Source organism: Pseudomonas sp. VE 267-6A (genome assembly GCF_024126555.1).
In the GTDB taxonomy this organism is placed as follows: Bacteria; Pseudomonadota; Gammaproteobacteria; order Pseudomonadales; family Pseudomonadaceae; genus Aquipseudomonas; species Aquipseudomonas palmensis.
This window is the reverse complement of sequence record NZ_JAMYBY010000012.1, coordinates 62,066-84,969: the sequence shown is the minus strand read 5'-3', so window position 1 is coordinate 84,969 and position 22,904 is coordinate 62,066. Positions and strand designations below refer to the sequence as shown.

General features: G+C 65.2%; 21 protein-coding genes. 17 read left to right on the top strand and 4 right to left on the bottom strand.

What is annotated here, in order from left to right:
- The first annotated feature begins 10 nt into the window (after positions 1-10).
- The 5 genes from glgX (at position 11) to NJH59_RS15650 (ending at position 5,281) form a co-directional block, all read left to right on the top strand.
- A complete protein-coding gene (gene glgX, locus NJH59_RS15670; RefSeq protein ID WP_054915395.1) occupies positions 11-2,176 on the top strand; it encodes a glycogen debranching protein GlgX in 2,166 nt (721 codons plus the stop codon).
- A gap of 318 nt (positions 2,177-2,494) precedes the next feature.
- Entirely contained in the window at positions 2,495-3,553 is a 1,059-nt protein-coding gene (locus NJH59_RS15665) for an autotransporter outer membrane beta-barrel domain-containing protein (RefSeq protein WP_253086986.1), read from the top strand.
- 118 nt (positions 3,554-3,671) lie between these two features.
- Positions 3,672-4,757, top strand: coding sequence for a helix-turn-helix transcriptional regulator (locus tag NJH59_RS15660; RefSeq protein WP_043862955.1), 1,086 nt, complete (start codon positions 3,672-3,674; stop codon positions 4,755-4,757).
- Positions 4,754-4,999, top strand: a complete 246-nt coding sequence (locus tag NJH59_RS15655) for a hypothetical protein (protein ID WP_043862956.1) — start codon at positions 4,754-4,756, stop codon at positions 4,997-4,999. The genes NJH59_RS15660 and NJH59_RS15655 overlap by 4 nt, the downstream gene beginning before the upstream one ends.
- A gap of 30 nt (positions 5,000-5,029) precedes the next feature.
- Positions 5,030-5,281 (top strand): hypothetical protein, encoded by a 252-nt coding sequence (locus tag NJH59_RS15650; protein WP_043862957.1) that lies wholly within the window; start codon positions 5,030-5,032, stop codon positions 5,279-5,281.
- Here NJH59_RS15650 and NJH59_RS15645 read toward each other — a convergent pair.
- Positions 5,278-5,628, bottom strand: coding sequence for a hypothetical protein (locus tag NJH59_RS15645; RefSeq protein WP_043862958.1), 351 nt, complete (start codon positions 5,626-5,628; stop codon positions 5,278-5,280). The two genes, NJH59_RS15650 and NJH59_RS15645, sit on opposite strands and share 4 nt — an antisense overlap.
- A gap of 172 nt (positions 5,629-5,800) precedes the next feature.
- Here NJH59_RS15645 and NJH59_RS25600 point away from each other — a divergent pair, with 172 nt between their 5' ends.
- From NJH59_RS25600 to fdhE, 5 genes are all read left to right on the top strand, one after another.
- Positions 5,801-6,079, top strand: coding sequence for a YceK/YidQ family lipoprotein (locus NJH59_RS25600; RefSeq protein WP_116054465.1), 279 nt, complete (start codon positions 5,801-5,803; stop codon positions 6,077-6,079).
- A 230-nt stretch (positions 6,080-6,309) separates the two neighbouring features.
- Positions 6,310-9,360, top strand: a complete 3,051-nt coding sequence (fdnG, locus tag NJH59_RS15635; RefSeq protein ID WP_229589261.1) for a formate dehydrogenase-N subunit alpha — start codon at positions 6,310-6,312, stop codon at positions 9,358-9,360.
- A 19-nt stretch (positions 9,361-9,379) separates the two neighbouring features.
- Positions 9,380-10,270 (top strand): formate dehydrogenase subunit beta, encoded by an 891-nt coding sequence (gene fdxH / locus NJH59_RS15630; protein WP_269210608.1) that lies wholly within the window; start codon positions 9,380-9,382, stop codon positions 10,268-10,270.
- Positions 10,267-10,914 (top strand): formate dehydrogenase subunit gamma, encoded by a 648-nt coding sequence (locus NJH59_RS15625; RefSeq protein WP_253086985.1) that lies wholly within the window; start codon positions 10,267-10,269, stop codon positions 10,912-10,914. The genes fdxH and NJH59_RS15625 overlap by 4 nt, the downstream gene beginning before the upstream one ends.
- Positions 10,911-11,801 carry a formate dehydrogenase accessory protein FdhE gene (fdhE, locus tag NJH59_RS15620; protein ID WP_043862961.1) on the top strand — a complete coding sequence of 297 codons (891 nt, stop codon included), beginning with the start codon at positions 10,911-10,913 and terminating at the stop codon, positions 11,799-11,801. The genes NJH59_RS15625 and fdhE overlap by 4 nt, the downstream gene beginning before the upstream one ends.
- On the opposite strand, the gene NJH59_RS15615 is transcribed toward fdhE, so the two are convergent.
- The gene (locus NJH59_RS15615; protein ID WP_043862962.1) at positions 11,798-12,250 is read right to left on the bottom strand and encodes a GNAT family N-acetyltransferase; all 453 of its coding nucleotides are present in this window, start codon (positions 12,248-12,250) and stop codon (positions 11,798-11,800) included. The two genes, fdhE and NJH59_RS15615, sit on opposite strands and share 4 nt — an antisense overlap.
- A 112-nt stretch (positions 12,251-12,362) precedes the next feature.
- Here NJH59_RS15615 and NJH59_RS15610 point away from each other — a divergent pair, with 112 nt between their 5' ends.
- A complete protein-coding gene (locus tag NJH59_RS15610; protein ID WP_253086984.1) occupies positions 12,363-13,886 on the top strand; it encodes an FAD-dependent oxidoreductase in 1,524 nt (507 codons plus the stop codon).
- A gap of 5 nt (positions 13,887-13,891) precedes the next feature.
- On the opposite strand, the gene NJH59_RS15605 is transcribed toward NJH59_RS15610, so the two are convergent.
- Positions 13,892-15,085, bottom strand: a complete 1,194-nt coding sequence (locus NJH59_RS15605; protein WP_088515397.1) for a sugar transporter — start codon at positions 15,083-15,085, stop codon at positions 13,892-13,894.
- A 369-nt stretch (positions 15,086-15,454) separates the two neighbouring features.
- Here NJH59_RS15605 and NJH59_RS15600 point away from each other — a divergent pair, with 369 nt between their 5' ends.
- From NJH59_RS15600 to NJH59_RS15585, 4 genes are all read left to right on the top strand, one after another.
- Entirely contained in the window at positions 15,455-16,168 is a 714-nt protein-coding gene (locus NJH59_RS15600) for a GNAT family N-acetyltransferase (protein WP_229589264.1), read from the top strand.
- Between the two features lie 137 nt (positions 16,169-16,305).
- On the top strand, positions 16,306-16,998 hold the full coding sequence (locus NJH59_RS15595; protein WP_116054480.1) for an N-acetyltransferase: 693 nt from the start codon (positions 16,306-16,308) through the stop codon (positions 16,996-16,998).
- A gap of 234 nt (positions 16,999-17,232) precedes the next feature.
- Entirely contained in the window at positions 17,233-17,922 is a 690-nt protein-coding gene (locus NJH59_RS15590; protein WP_054915400.1) for a hypothetical protein, read from the top strand.
- Between the two features lie 304 nt (positions 17,923-18,226).
- The gene (locus NJH59_RS15585; RefSeq protein ID WP_253086983.1) at positions 18,227-18,814 is read left to right on the top strand and encodes a biliverdin-producing heme oxygenase; all 588 of its coding nucleotides are present in this window, start codon (positions 18,227-18,229) and stop codon (positions 18,812-18,814) included.
- A 90-nt stretch (positions 18,815-18,904) separates the two neighbouring features.
- On the opposite strand, the gene NJH59_RS15580 is transcribed toward NJH59_RS15585, so the two are convergent.
- Positions 18,905-20,305, bottom strand: coding sequence for an amino acid permease (locus NJH59_RS15580; protein WP_054915402.1), 1,401 nt, complete (start codon positions 20,303-20,305; stop codon positions 18,905-18,907).
- A gap of 334 nt (positions 20,306-20,639) precedes the next feature.
- On the opposite strand from NJH59_RS15580, the gene gcvA reads away from it, so the two are divergent.
- Together gcvA and NJH59_RS15570 are read left to right on the top strand one after the other, a co-directional pair.
- Positions 20,640-21,530, top strand: coding sequence for a transcriptional regulator GcvA (gene gcvA, locus NJH59_RS15575; RefSeq protein ID WP_253086982.1), 891 nt, complete (start codon positions 20,640-20,642; stop codon positions 21,528-21,530).
- 90 nt (positions 21,531-21,620) lie between these two features.
- Positions 21,621-22,871 (top strand): aspartate aminotransferase family protein, encoded by a 1,251-nt coding sequence (locus NJH59_RS15570; RefSeq protein ID WP_054915403.1) that lies wholly within the window; start codon positions 21,621-21,623, stop codon positions 22,869-22,871.
- The last annotated feature ends 33 nt before the right edge of the window (positions 22,872-22,904 follow it).

Genomic DNA, 22,904 nt, shown 5'->3' with positions numbered 1-22,904 from the left:
AAGGATTGCCATGACCCAGCCCAAGTCCAAACACAACACCCAGCCCGACGCCGTTGAACCTTCGCGCATCCGCGAGGGCCTGCCCTTCCCCCTGGGCGCCACCTGGGACGGCCTGGGTGTGAACTTCGCACTGTTCTCGGCCAACGCCACCAAGGTCGAACTGTGCCTGTTCGACGCCAGCGGCGAACATGAGCTCGAGCGCATCGAACTGCCCGAGTACACCGACGAGATCTACCACGGCTACCTGCCCGACGCGCACCCGGGGCAGATCTACGGCTACCGCGTGTACGGCCCCTACGAGCCGCAGAACGGGCACCGTTTCAACCCCAACAAGCTGCTGATCGACCCGTATGCCAAGCAGCTGGTCGGCGAGCTGCGCTGGTCCGAGGCGTTGTTCGGCTACACCATCGGCCACCCCGATGGCGACCTCAGTTTCGACGAGCGCGACAGTGCGCCGTTCGTGCCCAAGTGCAAGGTCATCGACCCGGCCTACACCTGGGGCCGCGACCAGCGCGTGGGCGTGCCGTGGGATCGTACCGTGTTCTACGAAGCGCACGTGCGCGGCATCAGCATGCGTCACCCGGCGGTGCCGGAAGCAGCGCGCGGTACCTTCGCCGGGCTGATGAACGACGAGCTGCTGGGGCACATCAAGGGCCTGGGCGTCAGCTCCATCGAGCTGCTGCCGATCCACGCCTTCGTCAACGACCAGCACCTGCTGCAAAAGGGCCTGAACAACTACTGGGGCTACAACAGCATCGCCTTCTTCGCGCCCCACCCGCGCTACCTGGCCAACGGCAAGATCGCCGAGTTCAAGGAGATGGTCGCGCACCTGCACGACGCCGGCCTGGAGGTGATTCTGGACGTGGTCTACAACCACACCGCCGAAGGCAACGAGCAGGGCCCCACGCTGTCGATGCGCGGTATCGACAACGCCTCGTACTACCGCCTGATGCCCGACGACAAGCGCTACTACATCAACGACTCGGGCACCGGCAACACCCTGGACCTGAGCCACCCCTGCGTACTGCAACTGGTCACCGACTCGCTGCGCTACTGGGCAGGCGAGATGCACGTTGATGGCTTTCGCTTCGACCTGGCGACCATCCTGGGCCGCTACCACGAAGGCTTCGACGAGCGGCACAGCTTTCTGGTGGCCTGTCGCCAGGACCCGCTGCTGAGCCAGGTCAAGCTGATTGCCGAACCCTGGGACTGCGGCCCCGGTGGCTACCAGGTGGGCAACTTCGCGCCGGGCTGGGCCGAATGGAACGACCGCTTTCGCGACACCGTGCGCGCCTTCTGGAAAGGCGACGAAGGCCAGCTGGCCGACTTTGCAGCGCGCATGACCGCCTCCGGCGAGCTGTTCAACCGCCGCGGCCGGCGCCCCTATGCCTCGGTCAACTTCATCACCGCCCACGACGGCTTCACCCTGCGCGACCTGGTGTCGTACAACGACAAGCACAACGAGGACAACGACGAGAACAACCAGGACGGCAGCAACAACAACATCTCCTGGAACCACGGGGTCGAGGGGCCCACCGACGACCCCGAGATCAACAGCCTGCGCCAGCGCCAGATGCGCAACTTCTTCGCCACCCTGCTGCTGGCCCAGGGCACGCCGATGATCGTGGCCGGCGACGAGTTCAGCCGCACCCAGCACGGCAACAACAACGCCTACTGCCAGGACAGCGAGATCGGCTGGATCAACTGGGACCTGGACGAGCAAGGCAGCGCCCTGCTCAAGTTCGTCAAGCGCCTGACCAAGCTGCGCCTGGCCTACCCGATCCTGCGCCGCAGCCGCTTCCTGGTGGGCGACTACAACGAGGCGATCGGGGTCAAGGACGTGACCTGGCTGGCGCCGGACGCCAGCGAGATGAGCGTGGAGCAGTGGGAAGACCCGCAAGGGCGTTGCCTGGGCATGCTCATGGACGGGCGCGCGCAGGTCAGCGGCATCCTGCGCCCGGGGGCAGACGCCACCTTGCTGCTGATCGTCAACGCGCACCACGACGGCGTGGACTTCACCCTGCCCGACGTGCCCGAGGGCGAGTACTGGAATTGCCTGATCGACACCGACCGGCCGCAGTTGCGCAAGGCCCAGCGTCTGGAATTCGGCAGCGTGTTCAACGTCACCGGACGCTCGTTGCTGCTGCTGGAACTGCAACGGGACGAGGACGCCTGACGCTTTAGCAATCATTCGAAATAGCCAGCCGCGTTGTCATGCGCAACGCGGCTATGCCCAATCAGGAACCGCTATTTTTCAACCGCTTACCCCCTCCAACACAGCCATCACAAAATAATCACACTATCTTGACGCCTGCCTGCGACTCTCCTTAGCTACACCTAGAACCACCGTGTTCAACTTCATTCCGGGCCTCTGGCACGCGGCTTTGCGCGCGCCATGGGGCAGGTTTGCTGGTTTGGGTCGCTCTCTGTTCCTGCCTTACAGCCCGTGACATCAGGCCAGACCTTTGGCTGTAACACACAGAGGAGATCGGCCATGAAAAGCGCACCCTGCCCTTCGGGGCTCGAGTATGTTTTCTACGCACTGTCGACGTCGCTGCTGCTGGCAACCCCGCTGGAAAGCCTGGCGGCGGGGCTGGAAGACGACGACCCGATGTTCAACCCGGCACACGGCCTGGCGCTGCCGTCGCTGGTCCCGGCCAGCGTGTCGGGGCTGAGCCTGGGCACGCTGGGGGCGTTTTCCGAGCGCCTGGCAGAGCGCACGGCGGTACTCGGCGACGAAGGCATTGCCAGCCAGTGGGCGCAGTTCTTTCCCACCCCGGTCAGGACCGCCCCGCAACGCCTGGATGCCCCCAACCAGAACCTGCAGATCGCCCCCGACCTGTTCGTGCGGGAAACCGCCGGCGGCAACACCCACCGCGCCGGGATCTTCATGGGCCACAGCAACCTGCAGGGCGGCCTGGACAATCGCCGGCCACAGCTGGGCGACAAGCAGAACGCCGTGCGCCTGGAAGGGCAAAGCCTGGGCATGTACTGGAGCCTGCAGCATGACCAGGGCTGGCATGTGGATGCGGTGGCCATGGGCACCCGTTTCGACGCCAGCGGGCGCGGCAGCGACGGCGAACGGCTCGATGGCAACGGCCACGCGCTGACCTTCTCGGTGGAGGGCGGCTTCCCCATCGGCCTGGGCAAGCACTGGGTGATCGAGCCCCAGGCGCAGTTGATCAACCAGCAGTACTACCCCGGCAACGACGCCCAGGCCCAGACCCTGCAGGCCTATGACAGCCAGCCGAGCTGGACCGGCCGGGTGGGGGCGAAGCTGTCGGCTCGCTACGAGGTGCGCGGCATGCCCATCGAACCCTATGTGCGCACCAACGTGTGGTACGACTTCTCGAACGCCGACACGGTGAGCCTGGACAAGGTCGACAAGATCAGCAGCGGACGCAACGCCACCACCGTGGAGGTGGGCCTGGGCCTGGTGGCACGGGTGACGCCCAAGGTGGCGCTGTTTGTCAGTGCCGATTACAGCAGCGACGTGGACGACAACGACTTGAACGGGTTGATCGGCAACCTGGGGGTGCGTGTGCGCTGGTGAGCGGCGCTGAGTGCATCGCGGGTCAGGCCCGCGATGCGACGCGCATACCCCCGTCAACCTGAGGTTGACAGCTTATGTATACTGGCCGGCCATGCCCTCGCCAAGGACACCCCAGCGCATGACCGAAAACAGCTTCGCCTTTCGCCTCAAGGAACTGCTCGAACACCACAAGCTGACGCTGCAGGCGGTAGGCACGGCCCTGGGGATCTCGCGCACCGCCGTGCACAAATGGACCCGCGGCGGCGAGATCGACTATGCCAACCTGCGCAAGCTGGCCGACTTTCTCAAGGTCAACTGGATCTGGCTGCGCTACGGCGAAGAAGCCCTGCAGGACGTGCAGCAGACCCAGGTGGTGGAGCTGCCGATGACCGACCTGCGCCGGCGCTACACCGCCGAGATCATGGAGAGCGAAACCCGCATGAAGCTGGCCCAGGAAGGCGCCCGCATCGTGACCTGGGAATGGAACCTGATCAGCGACGAACTCACCTACTCGCCCAACGTCGAGGCCGTGTACGGCTGGCAGGTGATCCGCAACGAAGACTTCTGGGTGCACCTGCCCCCCGAAGACGTCGAGATGCTGCAGGCGCTGTACAGCAAGACCTTGCTCGAAGGCGAAGGCTGCGAGTGCGACTTTCGCATCTATCGCCCCGACGGCGAGATGCGCTGGATCGCCTCCCGCGCCACGGTGGTGCGCGACAGCGCCGGGCGCGCGGTGAAGATGGTCGGCATCAGCATGGACAACACCGAGCGCAAGGTCGCCGAAGAGCAACTGCGCAACAGCGAGGAACGTTTTCGCGCCATCTTCGAACTGGCCTGGGGCGCGCTGGCCTACATCGACCCGGACGGCACCTGGCAGCGGGTCAACGGCAGCTTCTGCGAGCTGCTGGGCTACAGCGCCGAAACGCTGTACGGCATGACCTTCCAGCAACTTACCCACCCCGACGACCTGGCCGCCAACCTGCAGTTGCTGCAGCGCCTGCTGGCCGGCGAGATCGAGCGCTACGAAGTGGAAAAGCGCGTGCGCCACAAGCAGGGCCACTACATCTGGGTACGTGCACGTACCGCCCTGCAGCGCCGCCAGGACGGCCAGCCGCAGCATCTGATCAGCGTGTTCGAGGACATCGGCGCCGAACGCCAGGAACGCGAACGCCTGCAGGCACGTATCGAGGCGCTTGAAGCACAGCGCGGGGCTTCGCAGGCATGAGCCGCTTCGTGGGGGTGTTTCACCTGCGAAGCCGGCATGCCGTGGACAGGGGCTTCAAGGTGCACGCGCTACACAGCGACAATCATGCCGATGCGCACCTTGAAGCGGGCGACATACGCAATGAACAGGGCTACCAGGACGATCAGACCTGCGACTTCACCGTGATCGAGATTGCCAGCACTGCCCAGGCGCCCCGGCGCCTGAGCTGGCTGGAGCGCATCACGGGCAAGCTGCATGCATGACCCCATCCTTGATCTGACTGCGGGGCGAACATGAGCCGCTTTGTCGCTGTGTTTCACCACTGGCATATCACCAAACGCAACCTTGGCTTCGAGGTGCACAGCCTGGCAGGTCGCGATCAGGCACAGGCGCACCGCGAAGCCTGCGCACGGTTGGCCGATCAGGAAGTGAGCGATATCGTGCGCTGCGCCTTCACCCTGGTTGAGATCGGCGCGCATGAACACGTTGCGCGCCCGCTGAGCTGGCGCGAGCGCATCACCGGGCGTTTCGAGGGGCGTGGCTAGAGGCAGGTGGCCAACGCCGCCATGCGCCGCTGGGCCAATGCATCGTCCTTGAGGGTGTAGAACTTGACCACTGTGCCGCCGGCTTCGGCGCGCACATCGGCGAAGTATTCGGCATCGCGTGTCGACACCGTGGCCCCGCCGTTGGGGCCGGCGTCGAGGTAGCCGCTGGCATCCACGCCGAAGACGGCTTCGTCCTGCCAACCGAACTGGATGCACTCGGCCACCAGCGGCTCGGCCTTGGCCGAGGTGAAGGTCTTGTGCGGTGCGCCCAGGCGAGCCTGGTTCATCGTCGACGAGGCGCATCCGGCCAGCACCAGTGCCGTACCCAATAGCATTGCTGCGCGCATGGTTGTCTCTCCCGTTGGTTGTGTGTCGGCAGTACCGGGCTCTTCGCTGGCCCTGCAGAAGCTGGCCTTGCCAGCGAAGAGGCCTGGCCTGCTGATTGAAAAAGGAGCGACTGTAGCATTGCCCCGGCCCCCGGTGAGAGAATGCCGCGCAGAAAAACGGACCCTCCCCCCTGTGCCAAGGAACAGCACCATCCGAATCCTCTCGCTCGCCCTCATCGTCTCCACCCTCGCCCTCACCAGCTGCGGCACCATGATGCGCGGTGGGTACTGCGCCGAATGTGCATCCCCAGGCATGTACCGGGGCGTGCGCAACAACTTCTCGTTCCTGTTCAGCGCCACCTCGGCGCAGTTCTGCTGGCCGCTGATCGTGTGCCCGCTGGCGTTTATCGTCACCGCGCCCGTGGATATCGTGATCGATACCGCGATGATCCCCGCCGACCTCTCGCGCTGAATGCCAAACAATCGAATCCCTCTATAGGTTCATCGACAAGGTCGATTAGTCACAAATTAAGTAAGGGCATAAACTGCCCCCGAATGCGCGCAATACACCCACGATAGAAAGGGTCTTGGCGCGCACCCTCTGTGACTAGCCTGCATACCACTTACCGATCCTGACGCTGATCTCGGCGGGCCTGCGCGTGCGCGGCCGATTCTGGAGCTCGTTTGTACAAGGAGATAACCATGGGACTGGGCAGAAGACAGTTCTTCAAGCTGTGCACCGTCGGCGCTGCCACCGCCACTGCGGCCAGCCTGGGCTTCGCCCCGGGCATGGCCCAGGCCACCCAATCACGCCAGTACAAGCTGCTGCGCGCCAAGGAAACCCGCAACAACTGCACCTACTGCTCGGTGGGTTGCGGCGTGCTGATGTACAGCCTTGGCGACGGCGCCAAGAACGCCAAGGCGCGTATCTTCCACATCGAAGGCGACCCCGATCACCCGGTCAGCCGCGGCTCGCTGTGCCCCAAGGGCGCGGGCCTGGTGGACTACATCCACAGCGAACAACGCCTGCTCTACCCCGAATACCGCGCCCCTGGCTCGGACAAATGGCAGCGCATCAGCTGGGATCACGCCATCGAGCGCATCGCACGCCTGATGAAGGACGACCGTGACGCCAACTTCATCGAGAAGAACGACAAGGGCACCACGGTCAACCGCTGGCTGAGCACCGGCATGCTGTGCAGCTCGGCCGCCAGCAGCGAAACCGGCTCGCTGGACCAGCGCTTCACCCGCGCCCTGGGCATCCTGGGCACCGACAGCCAGGCCCGTGTGTGCCACGCCCCTACCGTCTCGGCCCTGGCGCCGACCTTCGGGCGCGGCGCCATGACCAACAACTGGGTCGACATCAAGAACGCCAACGTGGTGCTGATCATGGGTGGCAATCCCGCCGAGGCGCACCCGGTGGGCTTCAAGTGGGTGATCGAGGCCAAGATCCGCAATGGCGCCAAGGTCATCGTGGTGGACCCGCGCTTCAACCGCAGCGCCGCCGTGGCCGACCTCTACTCGCCGATCCGCGCCGGCTCCGACGTGACCTTCCTGATGGGCGTGGTCAACTACCTGATCACCCACGACAAGATCCAGCACGACTACGTGCGCGCCTACACCAACGCCAGCCTGATCGTGCGCGAGGACTACAGCTTCGACGACGGCCTGTTCAGCGGCTACGACCCGGCCAAGCGCAGTTACGATCGCAGCTCCTGGACCTACGAGCTGGACGCCGACGGCTTCGCCAGGCGCGACATGACCCTGAGCCACCCGCGCTGCGTGTGGAACCTGCTCAAGGCCCACGTCAGCCGCTACACCCCGGACATGGTCACCAACGTCTGCGGCACGCCCAAGGCCGACTTCCTGCAGATCTGCGAAATCCTCGGCACCACCAGTGCCCCGGACAAGACCGCCACCTTCCTCTACGCCCTGGGCTGGACCCACCACACCAACGGCGCGCAGATGATCCGAGGCTCGGGCATGATCCAGCTGCTGCTGGGCAACATCGGCATGGCCGGTGGCGGGGTCAACGCCCTGCGCGGCCACTCCAACATCCAGGGCTACACCGACCTGGGCCTGCTCTCGCTGCGCCTGCCCGGCTACATGAACCTGCCATCGGATGCGCAGACCGACCTGGCCACCTACCTCAAGCAGACCACGCCCAGCGCGGTGCTGCCCGACCAGGTCAACTACTACAAGCACACCCCCAAGTTCTTCGTCAGCCTGATGAAGAGCCTGTGGGGCGACAAGGCCACCAAGGACAACGACTGGGGCTTCGACTGGCTGCCCAAGTGGGACGACAGCTACGACGTGCTCAACTACAGCAACCGCATGTACGAGGGCAAGGTCAACGGCTACATCGCCCAGGGCTTCAACCCGGTGGCGGCGTTCCCGGACAAGAACAAGGCCCAGGCCGCGCTGGAGAAACTCAAGTTCCTGGTGATCATCGACCCGCTGGCCACCGAGACCTCGAGCTTCTGGCAGAACCACGGCGAGGAGCACGACGTGGACACCGCGGCGATCCAGACCGAAGTGTTCCGCCTGCCCTCCTCCTGCTTTGCCGAGGAAGACGGCTCGATCGTCAACTCCGGGCGCTGGCTGCAATGGCACTGGGCCGGCGCTGCGCCGCCGGGCGAGGCCTGGCACGACGGCAAGATCCTCGGCCACCTGTTCCTGAAGATCCGCGAGCTGTACGAGAAGGAAGGCGGTGCCAACCCCGCGCCGATCCTCAACATGGCCTGGGACTACGCCGACCCGTTCGACCCCAAGCCCGAGGAAGTGGCCAAGGAATCCAACGGCCGCGCCCTGGCCGACCTGCACGACGAACAGGGCAACCTGATTCTGCGCAAGGGCCAGTTGCTCGACGACTTCTCGCAGCTGCGCGACGACGGCACCACTGCCAGCTTCAACTGGATCTTCGCCGGCTCCTGGACCGAAAAGGGCAACCAGATGGCACGGCGCGACAACGCCGACAGCGGCCTGGGCTGCACCCCGGGCTGGGCCTGGGCGTGGCCGCAGAACCGGCGCATTCTCTACAACCGCGCCTCGGCCGACCCCCAGGGCAAGCCGTGGGACCCCAAGCGCAAGCTGATCGGCTGGGACGGGGCGCGCTGGAGCGGCGTGGACGTGCCGGACTTCGCCGTCACCGCTGCACCGGGCAGCAACACCAACCCGTTCATCATGCTGCCTGAAGGCCTGGGCCGGCTGTTCTCGGTGGGCGCGATGAACGACGGGCCGTTCCCCGAACACTACGAGCCCACCGAAAGCCCGCTGGCGAACAACCCGCTGCACCCGAACGTGACCTACAGCCCCACCGCGCGGGTGTACGAAAGCGATCGCAAGCGCATGGGCAGCCGTGAGCAGTTCCCGTATGTGGCCACCACCTACTCGATCACCGAACTGTTCCGCCACTGGACCAAGCATGCGCGGCTCAACGCCATCGTGCAGCCCGAGCAGTTCATCGAGATCGGCGAGAAGCTGGCCGCCGACAAGGGCATCGTGCAGGGCGACCTGGTGCGCGTCAGCACCCAGCGTGGCTACATCAAGGCCAAGGCCGTGGTGACCAAGCGCATCCGCCGCCTGGCCATCGACGGGCAGGACGTCGACACCATCGGCATCCCCTGCCACTGGGGCTATGAAGGCACCACGCGCAAGGGCTTTCTGGCCAATACCCTGACCCCGGGGGTGGGCGATTCCAATACCCACACGCCGGAATACAAGGCGTTTCTCGTGAACATCGAAAAGGCCTGAGGGAGCGAACTTCATGTCCATGCAATCCCAAGACATCATCAAGCGCTCGGCCACCAACGTGCTGACCCCGGCGCCGCGCGCGCGCGACCACCAGGCCGAAGTGGCCAAGCTGATCGACGTGAGCATCTGCATCGGCTGCAAGGCCTGCCAGGTGGCCTGCAACGAGTGGAACGACCTGCGCGACGAGGTCGGCCACAACGTCGGCGTGTACGACAACCCGGCCGACCTGTCGGCCGAAACCTGGACGCTGATGCGCTTCGATGAAGTCGAAGATGAAAGCGGCAAGCTCGAGTGGCTGATCCGCAAGGACGGCTGCATGCACTGCGCCGACCCGGGCTGCCTGAAGGCCTGCCCGCAACCAGGGGCGATCATCCAGTACGCCAACGGCATCGTCGACTTCCAGTCCGACCACTGCATCGGCTGCGGCTACTGCATCGCCGGCTGCCCGTTCGATGTGCCGCGCATCAGCAAGAAGGACAACAAGGCCTACAAGTGCACCCTGTGCGTGGACCGCGTGTCGGTCGGCCAGGAGCCGGCCTGCGTCAAGACCTGCCCCACCGGTGCGATCAACTTCGGCAGCAAGCAGGACATGTTGCACCAGGCCAGCGAGCGCGTGACCGAGCTGCAGGGCCGCGGCTTTGCCGGCGCCGGCATCTACGACCCGCAGGGCGTGGGCGGCACCCACGTGGTGTACGTGCTGCAGCACGCCGACAAGCCGCACCTGTACCACAAGCTGCCCACCGACCCGCGCATCAGCAGCGCCATCCATGGCTGGAAGGGCTGGCTCAAGCCGGTGGCGGCCGTGGCCTTCTTCGCCACCCTGGCCGGCACCCTGTTCCACTACGTGGGCGTGGGGCCGAACGAGGTCGAGGAAGCCGACGAGAAACACGAGGAGGACACCCACGCATGAACAAGGACAAACTGATCCTGCGCACCCGCTTCATCGAGCGTGCCAGCCACTGGGTAATGGTGCTGTGCTTCCTTGCCGTGGCCCTGTCGGGGCTGTCGTGGTTCTTCCCGTCGCTCAACGGGCTCAACGCGGTGTTCGGCACCCCGCAGCTGGCGCGCATCCTGCACCCGTTCTTCGGGGTGGTGGTGTTCCTGCTGCTGGCGTTCCTGTTCGTGCGCTTCGTCAAGTACAACCTGCCCGAGCGTGAAGACCTCGCGTGGTTCAGGAACGTGCGCCAGGTGCTGGCCGGCGAGCACGAGCCGGCGCTGCAGATCGGCAAGTACAACGCCGGGCAGAAGATCCTGTTCTGGGGAATCATGGGCCTGATCAGCGTGCTGCTGGTCAGTGGCGTGGTGATCTGGCGGCCGTACTTTGCGCCGTGGTTCAGCATCCCGTCGATTCGCATCGGCCTGCTGGTACACGCCATTGCCGGCATCTGCCTGATCCTGCTGATCATCGGCCATGCGTACCTGGCGTTCTGGGTCAAGGGTTCGATTCGCGGCATGGTCACCGGGTATGTGAGCCGCAACTGGGCCAAGACCCACCATGACCGCTGGTACCGGCAGATCAGCAACAAGCAGAGCGGGAGTGGCAAGCAGCAATGAACAGCATCCAGATGACCCCTGCCGAGCAGCGTAGCGCCGGCGTTGGCGAAATACCTGCCGTGCTGCTGCCGACCCTGGGCGAGCGCTACCGCCAGCGCGCCACCCGCCTGCGTCAGCTGGCCGAGGGGCACCCGATGGCCGACTACCTGCGGTTCGTGGCACAGGTGGCCGATGCCCAGCAGCAATTGCTCGAACGCCTGCCGCTACCGGCAACGCTGGTGAGCAGCCTGGCCGGGCGGGTAGCCGCCGGCAAAGCGCCGCTGGCCTGGGCCAGCCTGCCGCGCGATGCCTACTGGCAGCAACTGTTGCGCGGGCTTGGCGAGCACATCGAACACGCCACCCTGCAGGGCCTGTGCGCGCAGGGCGAGGCCGCCCTGGACGTGGCGGCCGATGCGTTGCTGGCAGGCCGCTTCAGCGAGATCGACAGCGGTCAGGCGCTGTTTCTGTGGGCGGCCCTGTCGCTGTACTTCACCCAGCTGGCGGCGCACCTGCCCGCCATCGGCAATGCCGGCGTGGGCGAGCAGCGCCAGCATTGCCCGGTGTGCACCGGGGCGCCGGTGGCCAGCGTGATCATGACCGGTGCCCAGGCCGGGCTGCGCTACCTGCACTGCGGGTTGTGCGAGAGCCGCTGGCACATGGTGCGGCTCAAGTGCAGCAACTGCGAAGAGACCGGCAGCCTGGACTACTGGTCGCTGGATACCCATGAAACCGCGATCAAGGCCGAGAGCTGCGACGACTGCCACAGCTACCTGAAGGTGTTCTACCCCGAGCACGAGCGCGACCTTGAGCTGGTGGCCGATGACCTGGCCTCGATCGCGCTGGATGCCGAGGTGGAGCGCCAGGGGTTCGATCGCAGCGGCGTGAACCCGTTTCTGTTCCCGGGCTAGAGCGGGTACTGCATCAGCCAGTGTGATTTGCCCCAGGCCTGGAACTGCTCGAGGTACTGCCACCCCCGCTTGTGGTAGTACTCGGCGCGGTCGTGGGTGTGCAGGTAGAGGTGCGTGTGCCCCAGGGCCCTGGCCTTGGTGCAGATGCCCTCGATCAGCGTTTCGGCCAGGCCTTGGCCGCGGGCTTGCGGGCTGACGAACACGCAGGCCAGCCACGGGCTCAGGTCGGGCCGCAGGGGCAGGTCGTCGCGGGCCAGTGAAGCGCTGCCCAGCAGGTTGCCGTCATCCAGCGCCAGCAGGCTGTACAGGCTGCCGTCAGTCTGGCCATCGGCGAACTCCTGTTGCCATTGGGCCAGCGGTACATCGGCGTATTCGTAGGCGAACTGCTCGTGCAGCCAGCGGGCCAGGGTATCGCTGTGGTGTGGGTGGTTGCTGAGCCAGTCGATCATGGGTGTGCTCTGGGCGTTGGGGGGATGCAAAGGTACACCGAATTGGATGAGGGGTGTGGCCACCTGCATCTACACTTGTCAGTGCCACCGCACCTTCCCGGAGGACCGCGCCATGCCCCACTCTGACGTCCTGATCATCGGCGCCGGGCCCACCGGCCTGGTCCTGGCCCTGTGGCTGAGCAAGCTGGGCATCTCGGTACGTATCCTCGACAGGACCAGCGCCGCCGGCACCACCTCCCGCGCGCTCGCCGTGCAAGCCCGCACCCTGGAGCTGTACCGCCAGCTGGACCTGGCCGACGCGGTCGTTGGCGCCGGCCACCAGGTGCCCGCCGCCAACCTCTGGGTCAAGGGCGAGCCCGCCGCACGCCTGCCTTTGGACAGCATCGGCGCCAACCTCACGCCCTACCCCTTTCTCGAAATCTACCCGCAGGACCAGCACGAGAACCTGCTGATAGAGCGCCTGCGCGGCCTTGGCGTGGAGGTCGAACGCAGCACCGAACTGCTCGGTTTCACCCAGCACGACACCACCGTCAGCGCACGCCTGCGCCTGCCCGACGGCAGCGAGCAAGACTGCGAGGCGCATTACCTGGCCGGCTGCGACGGCGCCCATTCGAGCGTGCGCAACGGCCTGCATGTCGACTTCCCCGGCGGCACCTACCAGCAGCTGTTCTACGTGGCCGACGTGGATGCCAGCGGCCCGCCCATGAACGGCGAGCTGCACGTGGACCTGGACGAAGCGGACTTTCTGGCGGTGTTCCCGCTGGCCGGCACAGGCCGCGCGCGGTTGATCGGCACGGTGCGCGACGCACGCGCCGAACACCCCGAGCAACTGCGTTTCGAGGATGTCAGCCAACGTGCCATCGAGCACCTGCAACTGCAGGTGCTCAAGGTCAACTGGTTTTCCACCTACCGCGTACACCATCGCGTGGCCGGGCATTTCCGCCAGCAGCGCGCCTTCCTGCTCGGCGACGCCGCGCACGTGCACAGCCCGGCCGGCGGCCAGGGCATGAACACCGGCATCGGCGATGCAATCAACCTGGCCTGGAAGCTGTGCAGCGTACTCAAGGGCAAGGCCCACGACGACCTGCTCGACAGCTACCCGGTCGAGCGCATGGCCTTCGCCCGGCGCCTGGTGGCCACCACCGACCAGGTGTTCACCTTCGCTACCGCCGATGGCAGCATCGCCAACCTGTTGCGTACGCGCCTGGCACCGGTGCTGATACCGCGGATGGCGGCATTCGCCAAGGCGCGCAGCCTGCTGTTTCGCACGGTCTCGCAGCTGGGCCTGAACTACCGCCTGATGCCGCTGAGCTTCGGCAGCGCCGGCCATGTGCAGGGCGGCGACCGCCTGCCCTGGGTGGTCACGCAGGAACACGACAATTTCAGCGCGCTGTCGCACCTGGGCTGGCAGGTACACGTGTACGGCCTGGCCAGCAAGGAACTGAGCGCCTGGTGCGCCGCACGCCAGCTGCCACTGCAGGTTTACCCCTGGTCGGCCGCCTGCACGGCCGCCGGCCTGGCACGCAACGCGCTGTACCTGCTGCGCCCCGACAGCTACGTGGCGCTGGCCGAACCCTCGGCCTCCACCGCCGCCGTGGAGCGCTACTTCAGCGAGCGGGGCCTGCGCCCCTGGTGAGGTGCTTACGCCGGTTTGTCGGCGCCCAGCACCCCGGCATAACGGTAGGTGGTCACGCAACACAGCACCAGGCCGCTGACCGCGACCGCGCCGCCCACCAGGCCGATGTCGCCAAGGCCCATGTGGGTACTGACCAGGCTGCCCAGCAATGCCCCGCCACCGATGCCCACGTTGTACAGCCCCGAGAACATGGCCATGGCCACGTCGGTGGCATCCGAAGCCAGCACCAGCACCTTCGATTGCAGGACCAGGCTGAAACACATGATCGCCATGCCCCACACCATGCTCAGCGCGCAGAGCAGGGTCGGGTTGACTGCCAGCGGGGCCAGCAGCAACAGGCTCAGGGCGATGGCGCCGATGGCGCCAATCGCGAACCCCCGCGGGAAACGCTCGCTGTAGCGACTGAACAGGATCGAGCCGAAGATGCCCGCCCCGCCATACAGCAACAGCAGGATGGTGGTCATTTCGCCGCTCATCGCCGCCACCTGCTGGCTGAACGGCTCGATGTAGCTGTAGGCGGTGAACTGCGCGGTGATGCCCAGCACCACCAACGCATACACCGAGAGCAGCGCCGGCCGCTTGAGCAGCATCGGCAGGCTGCGCAGCGAACCGGAGTTCTGGCTGGGCAGGCGCGGCAGCGAGCGCATCAGCCAAAGCAACGTCAGTACCGAGACCCCGGCGATGCCCATGAAGGTGGTGCGCCAGCCCAGCGCCTCGCCCACCACTCGCCCCAGCGGAATGCCCAGCACCATGGCCAGGGTGGTGCCGGTGGCCAGCACCCCGAGGGCCTTGGCCTGCTTGCCCGGCGGCGCCACCCGCACCGCCAGCGACGCGGTGATGGCCCAGAACACCGCGTGGGCCAGTGCGATACCGATGCGGCTGAACAGCAGCATGCCGAAGCTGGTGGCCATGCTCGACAGCACATGGCTGGCAATGAACAGCACGAACAGGAACGCCAGCAGCTTGCGCCGCTCGATGTTGCGGGTCATCAGCATCATCGGCAGCGAGGCCAGCGACACCACCCAGGCATAGATGGTCAGCATCAGCCCGACCTGGGCGGTGGGCATGTCGAAGCTGCGGCCGATATCGCTGAGCAGGGCCACCGGCACGAACTCGGTGGTGTTGAAGATGAATGCAGCCAGGGCCAGCGCGAAAACGCTGAGCCAGCTGCCATTACGGGTATCTGCGGGGTTGTTCATCGGACGGGGCAAGGCTCCGGGGCGGGCGCGTCAGACGCTACCCTGGGTTCAATGAAACCTGCGCGGCAAAAGGCGCGCAGGCAAAAGCCACCCCTGGGCCGGCGGCCTGGGTGTTGCGCTGCAGAAGGTTGTTATAGGTAGGTGCGGGTCGCAGGCCCGATGGTACGTCATGCGTCGGGGGGGCGACAATAACGCTCGCCGCGCCGCGCCGGCCCCACCGATGAAACTTGCCACGGACATGCAGTGTCTTTGTCATGAGCCCGTAGTAGTGCAAAGCCTGACAAGGGCTGCAGCATTGTCCGATGGTCAGGGTTTACCGACACACGCCTAATCGGGGTCCCTTGAGTACCGGATCTGCCAGGAGGCCGTATGCGCCTAGTTTCGCAACTGCTCCAACGTCTCAGACAAAAAGGCCTGCGTCGCGCCTTGCGCCCGCTGTGGCAACGCCACGTGTTCCAGCACTGGCAACTGGTGTGGCTGGACCGCGACCCGTTGGCCAGGGTGCCTCGACAACGCACGCGCCCCTGCCCTCCCGTGCGGCTCGTCCAGATCACCCCGAGCAACACCGACGCGTTCGCGCGCCATTTCCCCGGCCAGTTGCAGGCCATGAACGACCTTGCACGCGAAGGCCACACTGGCCACATGTACCTGGACGAAGCCGGTGACGCAGTGGCGATGGTGTGGGCCAGCACCCGTGACTATCACGACCGGCACTACTACGGCTGCACCTTCCCGGTACAGCCCGGCGAATACTTCCAGTTCGCCGGCGAAGTCGAGCGCGCCTACTTCGGCACCGGCCTGTCCACGCGGGTGCAGACCGAGCTGTGGGAGGCCATGCTCGCCAAAGGCTGCACGCGCATCGTGGTGGTGGTGGCGCTGGACAACGCACAGGCAGTCAAGATGCACCTGCACCTGGACTACCACGAACAGGGTCGCATCACCCACGCGTACAGGTTCTTCGGGCGCTGGTACTTCTCCCGCGTGACCCACTACAGCGGCTCGCGCCTGGCCCACCTGGCCCCGCGAGCCAGACGCAAGGCCGACAGCGAGCCGGCGCCGCAGCTGCACGACACCGACGCCTGAGCGCCTACGCCCCGGGTTGCAAGGTCATGCAGCGCGCATGACCTTCAGCTTACCGGGGCTGTAGAGAAGGCCGATGGCATGCAACTGCCGGTGGACGCCTAATCGGAGCTCCTGGAATAAAACCTGTCGGAGTTCTCATGCAATTGATCGAAATCGCCCACCAGCGCATCAGACAAAAAGGCTTGCTGCGTGCGCTTCGCCCGCTGTGGCGCCGCTACATCTTCTCGCACTGGCAACTGGTGTGGTTGCAGCGCAGCCCCCTTGCGCCCGTCGCCGCGCAACGCAGGCGCACCTGCCCGCCAGTGCACCTGGTAGCGATAACACCCCACAATACCGAGGCCTTCAGCCGTTACTTCCCTGGCCAGGTGCAGGCCATGACCGACCTCGCCGAACAGGGCCACACCGGCCACATGTACGTGGACAGCCACGGCAACGCGGTGGCGATGGTGTGGGCCAGCACCCGCGATTACCACGACCGCCATTACTACGGCTGCACCTTCCCGGTGCAGCCGGGCGAATACTTCCAGTTTGCCGGGGAAGTCGACCGCGCCTACTTCGGTACAGGCCTGTCGACCCAGGCCCAGCTCGACCTGTGGTCCACCATGCTGGCCAAGGGGTGTACGCGCATCGTCAATGTGGTGGCGCTGGACAACGTGCAGGCGGTGAAGATGCACCTGCAGCTGGATTATCAGGAACAGGGTCGCATCACCCACGCCTACAGAGTGTTCGGTTGCTGGCGGTTCTCGCGCACCACCCACTACAGCGGCAAGCGCCTCGCTCACCTGGCGCCGCGGGCCCGGCCACGGGCCCCTGACACCTTCATCGCCTGAGCAGAACCGCGCCTTGATTCAGGCGCCATTAAATCGTCAAAAAAGCGTCAGACCTTTCCGATCAACTGCTCTATGCCGGTAACCTCCGGTGTAGAGCGGCTCACCCTTGTTACACATATTTTGAAACAACCGCCGCGATGGCTTTTTGACACGCCGTCAAAATGCTGGGCTATACCATGAAAAAGATTTCACCAAACCCACCGTTTCATCTGCCCTATCCGGCAAGGAGGCACCATGGGTGCTTTGCAGAACGTGCGCGACAAGATCAGAAGAAAAGGCCTTCGCCGCGTCGCCAGAACCCTCTGGGAACGCCATGTGTTCTATCACTGGGAACTGCTGTGGATGGAACGCGACCTGGTCAGTGCGGTACCGCCGCACAACCTGCGACCGCACAAGCCGGTGCGCCTGGTGACCATCACCGAGGACAACGCCGTCGCCTTTGCCCGCCACTTCGGCGACCGTGTGCAAACCATGGCCGAGCTTGCCCGCGAAGGCCACACCGGGCACATGTACCTGGACGATGCCGACAATGCGGTGGCGTTCATCTGGGGCAGCAAGCGCGACTACCTGGACCGTCACTATTACGGCTGCACCTTCCCGGTCAAGGAGGGCGAGTTCTTCGAGTTCGGCGGCGAGATGACCCCGTCGTACTTCGGCACCAGCCTGTCGGTGGATGCCCAGGTCAACCTGTGGGCGGCCATGCAGGCCCAGGGCTGCAACAAGGTGGTGGACGTGGTCGAGACGCACAACGTACCGGCCATGAAGCTGCACCTGCGCATGGGTTATCACGAACAGGGGCGCGTGGCGCACGTGTACTGCCTGTTCGGGCGCTGGAAGTTCTTCCGCGAGACCACCTACAGCGGTTCACGCCTGGAACAGCTGCGCAAGCCGCGGGCAGTCAAGACAGCCGCCGCACCGGCATGAACCTGCCAGCCCCTGCGCCCGCGCTGCGGGTGCAGGGGCCTGCTCGACATCCCTGCTCAACCCCGCATCTACCCGCCCTGCGCGGCGCTTGACCGTACCTGGAGCGCATGCAAGCATCCGCCGGCCATGACGCCCACGAATGCAGTTCAGAGACGAATGCCCCGGGATGAAGATGCCATTGCAGATCCACGCATTGAAGACGCTCGCCTGGCAGGCCGGGTGCTGCACGGAACGACGATGGCGCGAGAGAGTCTAGGCATTGGCATTACCAATGCCTGCTCACTGCCGACATGAGACCCCGACCATGAATGCCCCCGCCTCCCCTGCGCCCGAACCCGGCCGCTGCCAACGCCTCAAGGCCGCCAGCCGCCGCGAGCACGACAGTGTCGATACGCTGGTGCTGGGCGTTCGACCGTTCGAGAGCCGCGAGCGCTATGCATTGTTTCTGCAAGTGCAGCACCGCTTTCATGGCAGCCTTCAAGCCTTGTATGGCGATGTGCAGTTGAACCGCACATTGCCCGGGCTGGCGGCGCTGTCGCGGTTCGAGGCAGTGCAGGCCGACCTGCGCGACCTTGGCCTGCCGGTGCCCGGTGTACCGGCACCTGTGCAGCTGTCTGCGCCAGCTGAAGCACTGGGCTGGCTGTACTGCAGCGAGGGCTCGAACCTGGGGGCGGCGTTTCTGTTCAGGCAGACCCAGCAACTGGGGCTGGGCGCGCAGTGTGGCGCCCGGCATCTGGCGCCGCACCCGGACGGGCGTGCGCTGCAGTGGCGCCAGTTCGTGGGGTTGATCGATGCACTGGTGCTGAGTGAGGAACAGGAGCGCCAGGCGGTGGATGGGGCGCTGGCGGCGTTCGAGTTCTATCGCAGCAGCGTGCGCGACATTTTCGGCTGAGGCCTGTAGCGACGTCTTCGCCGGCGCCTGCAGGAGTCACGATGATCCTGCAGGAGCCGGCCTTGCCGGCGATCGAGTGCGCAGCGCTCGCTAACCCTGCTCGGTCATCGCCTGCGGCTGATGCTCGATACGCGCCCGCTTGCGGTAGAACGCGATGCCCAGGATCAACGCCGTCACCGCCGCCGTCATCAAGGTCTCGTAGCGGTAGTCGGGGCTGAACAGCATGTAGCCCAGCACCAGCGAAATCACCACGATCACCAGCCAGGTCAGCCACGGGAACAGCCACATCTTGAACGCCAGCTCGGTGCCCTCGCGCTCGACGATGGCACGCATGCGCAGTTGCGACACGGCAATCACCAGGTACACCAGCAGCGCGATGGCCCCGGTGGTCGACAGCAGGAAGCCGAACACCTTGCCCGGGAAGGCGAAGTTCACGAAGCAACCGACAAACCCGGCCAGGGTCGACAGCAGCACCGCCACGGTGGGCACGCCACTACCGGAAATACGCTTGGTCAGCGGGTGCGCCTCACCGCGCGCGCCCAGCGAATAGAGCATGCGCGAAGCGGTATACAGCCCCGAGTTCATGCAGCTGGTGACCGCCACCAGCACCACCACATCGATCAGGAACTTGGCGCCCGGCACGTTGAGGATTTCCAGCGCGCGCTGGAACGAACCCACCTGCAGCAGGCGCGGGTCATTCCACGGCACCAGCGCGACGATGAAGAAGATCGAGAACACGTAGAAGATCGCGATGCGGTACACCACCAGGTTGGTGGCGCGGCGGATCTTGTCTTTCGGGTTGGCGGTTTCGTCGGCGGCAATGGTGACGATCTCGGCACCGAAGAACGAGAAGATGGTTACCAGCACGCCGGCCAGCACGGCGCCGAAGCCGTTGGGCATGAAGCCGCCATTGGACCACAGGTTCTCGACGCCCGAGGTCTGCGCCAGCGGCCATACACCGCTCACCCCCATCAGGCACACCACCAAAAAGCCGATGATCGCCACCACCTTGACCAGGGCGAACCAGTACTCGAACTTGCCGAAGTTCTTCACGCTGATCAGGTTGCTGCACGACAGTACGATCATGATCAGGAAGGCAAAGGCCCAGGACGGCACGTCGGGGTACCAGGCGTGCAGGATGTCGGCACCGGCGATTGCCTCGACCGGAATGATCAGTACCCAGAACCACCAGTACAGCCAGCCGATGGTGAAGCCAGCCCATGGCCCGATGGCCCGCCCGGCGTAGGTGGAGAACGAGCCGCTGTTGGGGTCGGCGATGGCCATTTCGCCGAGCATGCGCATCACCAGCAGCACCAGCAGGCCGGTAATCATGTAGGAGATGAGGATGGCCGGACCGGCCTTGGCGATGGCGTTGGACGAACCGATGAACAAACCGGCGCCGATGATGCCGGCGATGGAGATCATCGAGACCTGACGCGAGGTCAGGCCGTGCTTGAGCGAGCGTTGCGGTTTTTCTTGTAGGGACGACATGGTTGCCTCTCTGGCCAATGCCTGCTGCACCTGGTTGCGCGATGACCGCGCAGGTCAGGCCAAGGTCTTCATGGAAAGTGTGCGGCAGCAGAAATGTAAGGAGCCGTTATTGTTTTTTGGGCATCAAACGTAATGTAACGGGTACTGATCGGCCTCTTTTCGATAAGTTTCGGACGCACTTTTCCCGGTCCCTCGGGGCATCGAAACTAGCAGTTGAAATGATTGACGCAGGTCAGTATTAATCTGCGAACAGGCTGCTTACAAACGACCTTTTATCACCACATGATTCCTCCATGGAATGAACTCAGTCCTTTTCATCTGCCCGGTGCCCTCGATGTCCAAGCGTTTGATGCCCTCCACCACCACCCTGCAATGCTTCGAGGCGGCGGCCCGCCACCTGAGCTTCACCCGCGCCGCGCAGGAGCTGCACCTGACCCAGAGCGCGGTGAGCAAGCAGGTGGCGCAACTCGAGGAAATGCTCTGCCACAACCTGTTCCAGCGCGTGCGCCGGCGCCTGCACCTGACCCCTGCAGGCTCGCTGTACCTGGCCGAGGTGAACAAGATCCTCACCCAGCTGGACATCTCCAGCCGCTACATCCTGACCTACGGCGGCGAGACCCAGGTGCTGACCGTGGCCACCCAGCCCACCTTCGGCGCACGCTGGCTGGTGCCCAACCTGCACGGTTTCAGCCGGCAGCACCCGAACATCCATCTGGACATCAAGAGCGAGCTGGAACCCTTCGACCTGCTCAACAACAAGGCCGACATCGCGTTTTTCTTCGGCCAGGGCACCTGGCCGGGGGCCACCTGCATCGAGCTGTTCCATGAAGAGGTGGTGCCGGTGTGTCACCCCGAGCTGATCGCGGCAGCGCTGCCACGCAGTGCCGAAGACCTCGCCCACCACCCGTTGCTGCAATGCACCTCGCGCCCGGAGGCCTGGCACGAGTGGTTCCTGCAGCAGGACCTGCAGTCCCAGCACAGCTACCACGGGCCGCGTTTCGACACCTTCTACCTGTGCATCCGCGCGGCCCAGGCCGGCTGCGGCATCGCCCTGGTGCCGCGCTACCTGGTGGCCGAAGAACTGGCCGAGGGCAAGCTGGTGGTGGCCTGGGCGCACACCATGCCCAGCGAGGGCGCGCACTTCATCGCCCATGCCGAGCATGCGGCGCAGGTGCCGAAGGTGAAGGCGTTCGTCGAGTGGATACAGGGCAAGATCACGATTTGACGGAATGATTGCTCGACTTTATTTCGCTTGTGGCGTTTGCCGGATGTTGGCTTAGATATATAAAAACTTCCGTCACCCAGGTACTTGCCCATGACGCACGAAACAATCAGCCGATCTCTTTCCATTGTGCATCCCATTACACTTTCACACGGGCGCAATGCCCAGGTGTGGGATACCGATGGCAAGCACTACATCGACTTCGTGGGCGGTATCGGCGTACTCAACCTGGGGCATTGCAACCCGGCGATCGTCAGCGCCATCCAGCACCAGGCCACGCAACTGACCCATGCGGCGTTCAACGCCGTCCCGCACGGGCCCTATGTGCAGTTCATGCAACGCCTGGAAGCGTTCGTGCCACTGAGCTACCCGATGGCAGGCATGCTCACCAACAGTGGCGCCGAGGCGGCGGAGAACGCCTTGAAAGTGGCCCGCGCCGCCACCGGGCGTACGGCGGTGGTGGCCTTCGATGGCGGCTTCCACGGACGTACCCTGGCCACGCTCAACCTCAATGGCAAGGTGGCACCCTACAAGCAGAAGGTCGGCGTGCTGCCCGGCCCGGTGTTCCACCTGCCCTACCCCAGCGCCGACAACGGCGTGACCGGCGAGCAGGCGATGCAGGCGCTGGAGCGCCTGTTCAGCGTCGAGATCGACGTCAACGAAGTGGCCTGCTTCATCTTCGAGCCGGTGCAGGGCGAAGCCGGCTTCCTGGCAATGGACCCCACCTTTGCCCAGGCCCTGCGCACGTTCTGCGATGCACACGGCATCCTGATCATCATCGACGAGATCCAGTCGGGCTTTGGCCGCACCGGCCAGCGCTTCGGCTTCCCGCGGCTGGGCATCGAGCCGGATCTGCTGCTGTTGGGCAAGAGCATTGCCGGCGGCGTGCCGCTGGGCGCGGTGGTAGGCCGGCGCGAGCTGATGGCCAGCCTGCCCAAGGGTGGCCTGGGCGGCACCTATTCGGGCAACCCGCTGGCCTGTGCGGCAGGGTTGGCGACCCTGGAACTGATGAGCGATGCCAACCTGGCGACCTGGGGCGAGCTGCAGGAGCGCGCCATCGTCGGGCGTTATGAAGCGTGGAAGGCCCGCGGGTTGACGCCGTACCTCGGGCGCCTGACCGGTGTGGGCGCCATGCGCGGCATCGAGCTGGTCACGCCACAAGGCAAACCGGCCACCGCGCAGCTGGCCGAGGTGCTGGAGAAGGCACGCGCGGCCGGGCTGCTGCTGATGCCGGCGGGCAAGGCGCGGCACATCATCAGGTTGCTGGCGCCATTGACCGCCGAGGCAGACGTGCTGGAGCGCGGGCTGGATATCCTGGAGCGCTGCCTGGCAGAACTGTCATAAAACTGACCCGCCCGCTGATCACGACCTCCCATC

What these genes read in the sequence shown, in the direction of transcription:
- glgX (WP_054915395.1), top strand. Translation starts at nt 11, where the DNA reads ATGACCCAGCCCAAGTCCAAACACAACACCCAGCCCGACGCCGTTGAA.
- NJH59_RS15665 (WP_253086986.1), top strand. Translation starts at nt 2,495, where the DNA reads ATGAAAAGCGCACCCTGCCCTTCGGGGCTCGAGTATGTTTTCTACGCA.
- NJH59_RS15660 (WP_043862955.1), top strand. Translation starts at nt 3,672, where the DNA reads ATGACCGAAAACAGCTTCGCCTTTCGCCTCAAGGAACTGCTCGAACAC.
- NJH59_RS15655 (WP_043862956.1), top strand. Translation starts at nt 4,754, where the DNA reads ATGAGCCGCTTCGTGGGGGTGTTTCACCTGCGAAGCCGGCATGCCGTG.
- NJH59_RS15650 (WP_043862957.1), top strand. Translation starts at nt 5,030, where the DNA reads ATGAGCCGCTTTGTCGCTGTGTTTCACCACTGGCATATCACCAAACGC.
- NJH59_RS15645 (WP_043862958.1), bottom strand. Translation starts at nt 5,628, where the DNA reads ATGCGCGCAGCAATGCTATTGGGTACGGCACTGGTGCTGGCCGGATGC.
- fdnG (WP_229589261.1), top strand. Translation starts at nt 6,310, where the DNA reads ATGGGACTGGGCAGAAGACAGTTCTTCAAGCTGTGCACCGTCGGCGCT.
- fdxH (WP_269210608.1), top strand. Translation starts at nt 9,380, where the DNA reads ATGCAATCCCAAGACATCATCAAGCGCTCGGCCACCAACGTGCTGACC.
- NJH59_RS15625 (WP_253086985.1), top strand. Translation starts at nt 10,267, where the DNA reads ATGAACAAGGACAAACTGATCCTGCGCACCCGCTTCATCGAGCGTGCC.
- fdhE (WP_043862961.1), top strand. Translation starts at nt 10,911, where the DNA reads ATGAACAGCATCCAGATGACCCCTGCCGAGCAGCGTAGCGCCGGCGTT.
- NJH59_RS15615 (WP_043862962.1), bottom strand. Translation starts at nt 12,250, where the DNA reads ATGATCGACTGGCTCAGCAACCACCCACACCACAGCGATACCCTGGCC.
- NJH59_RS15610 (WP_253086984.1), top strand. Translation starts at nt 12,363, where the DNA reads ATGCCCCACTCTGACGTCCTGATCATCGGCGCCGGGCCCACCGGCCTG.
- NJH59_RS15605 (WP_088515397.1), bottom strand. Translation starts at nt 15,085, where the DNA reads ATGAACAACCCCGCAGATACCCGTAATGGCAGCTGGCTCAGCGTTTTC.
- NJH59_RS15600 (WP_229589264.1), top strand. Translation starts at nt 15,455, where the DNA reads ATGCGCCTAGTTTCGCAACTGCTCCAACGTCTCAGACAAAAAGGCCTG.
- NJH59_RS15595 (WP_116054480.1), top strand. Translation starts at nt 16,306, where the DNA reads ATGCAATTGATCGAAATCGCCCACCAGCGCATCAGACAAAAAGGCTTG.
- NJH59_RS15590 (WP_054915400.1), top strand. Translation starts at nt 17,233, where the DNA reads ATGGGTGCTTTGCAGAACGTGCGCGACAAGATCAGAAGAAAAGGCCTT.
- NJH59_RS15585 (WP_253086983.1), top strand. Translation starts at nt 18,227, where the DNA reads ATGAATGCCCCCGCCTCCCCTGCGCCCGAACCCGGCCGCTGCCAACGC.
- NJH59_RS15580 (WP_054915402.1), bottom strand. Translation starts at nt 20,305, where the DNA reads ATGTCGTCCCTACAAGAAAAACCGCAACGCTCGCTCAAGCACGGCCTG.
- gcvA (WP_253086982.1), top strand. Translation starts at nt 20,640, where the DNA reads ATGTCCAAGCGTTTGATGCCCTCCACCACCACCCTGCAATGCTTCGAG.
- NJH59_RS15570 (WP_054915403.1), top strand. Translation starts at nt 21,621, where the DNA reads ATGACGCACGAAACAATCAGCCGATCTCTTTCCATTGTGCATCCCATT.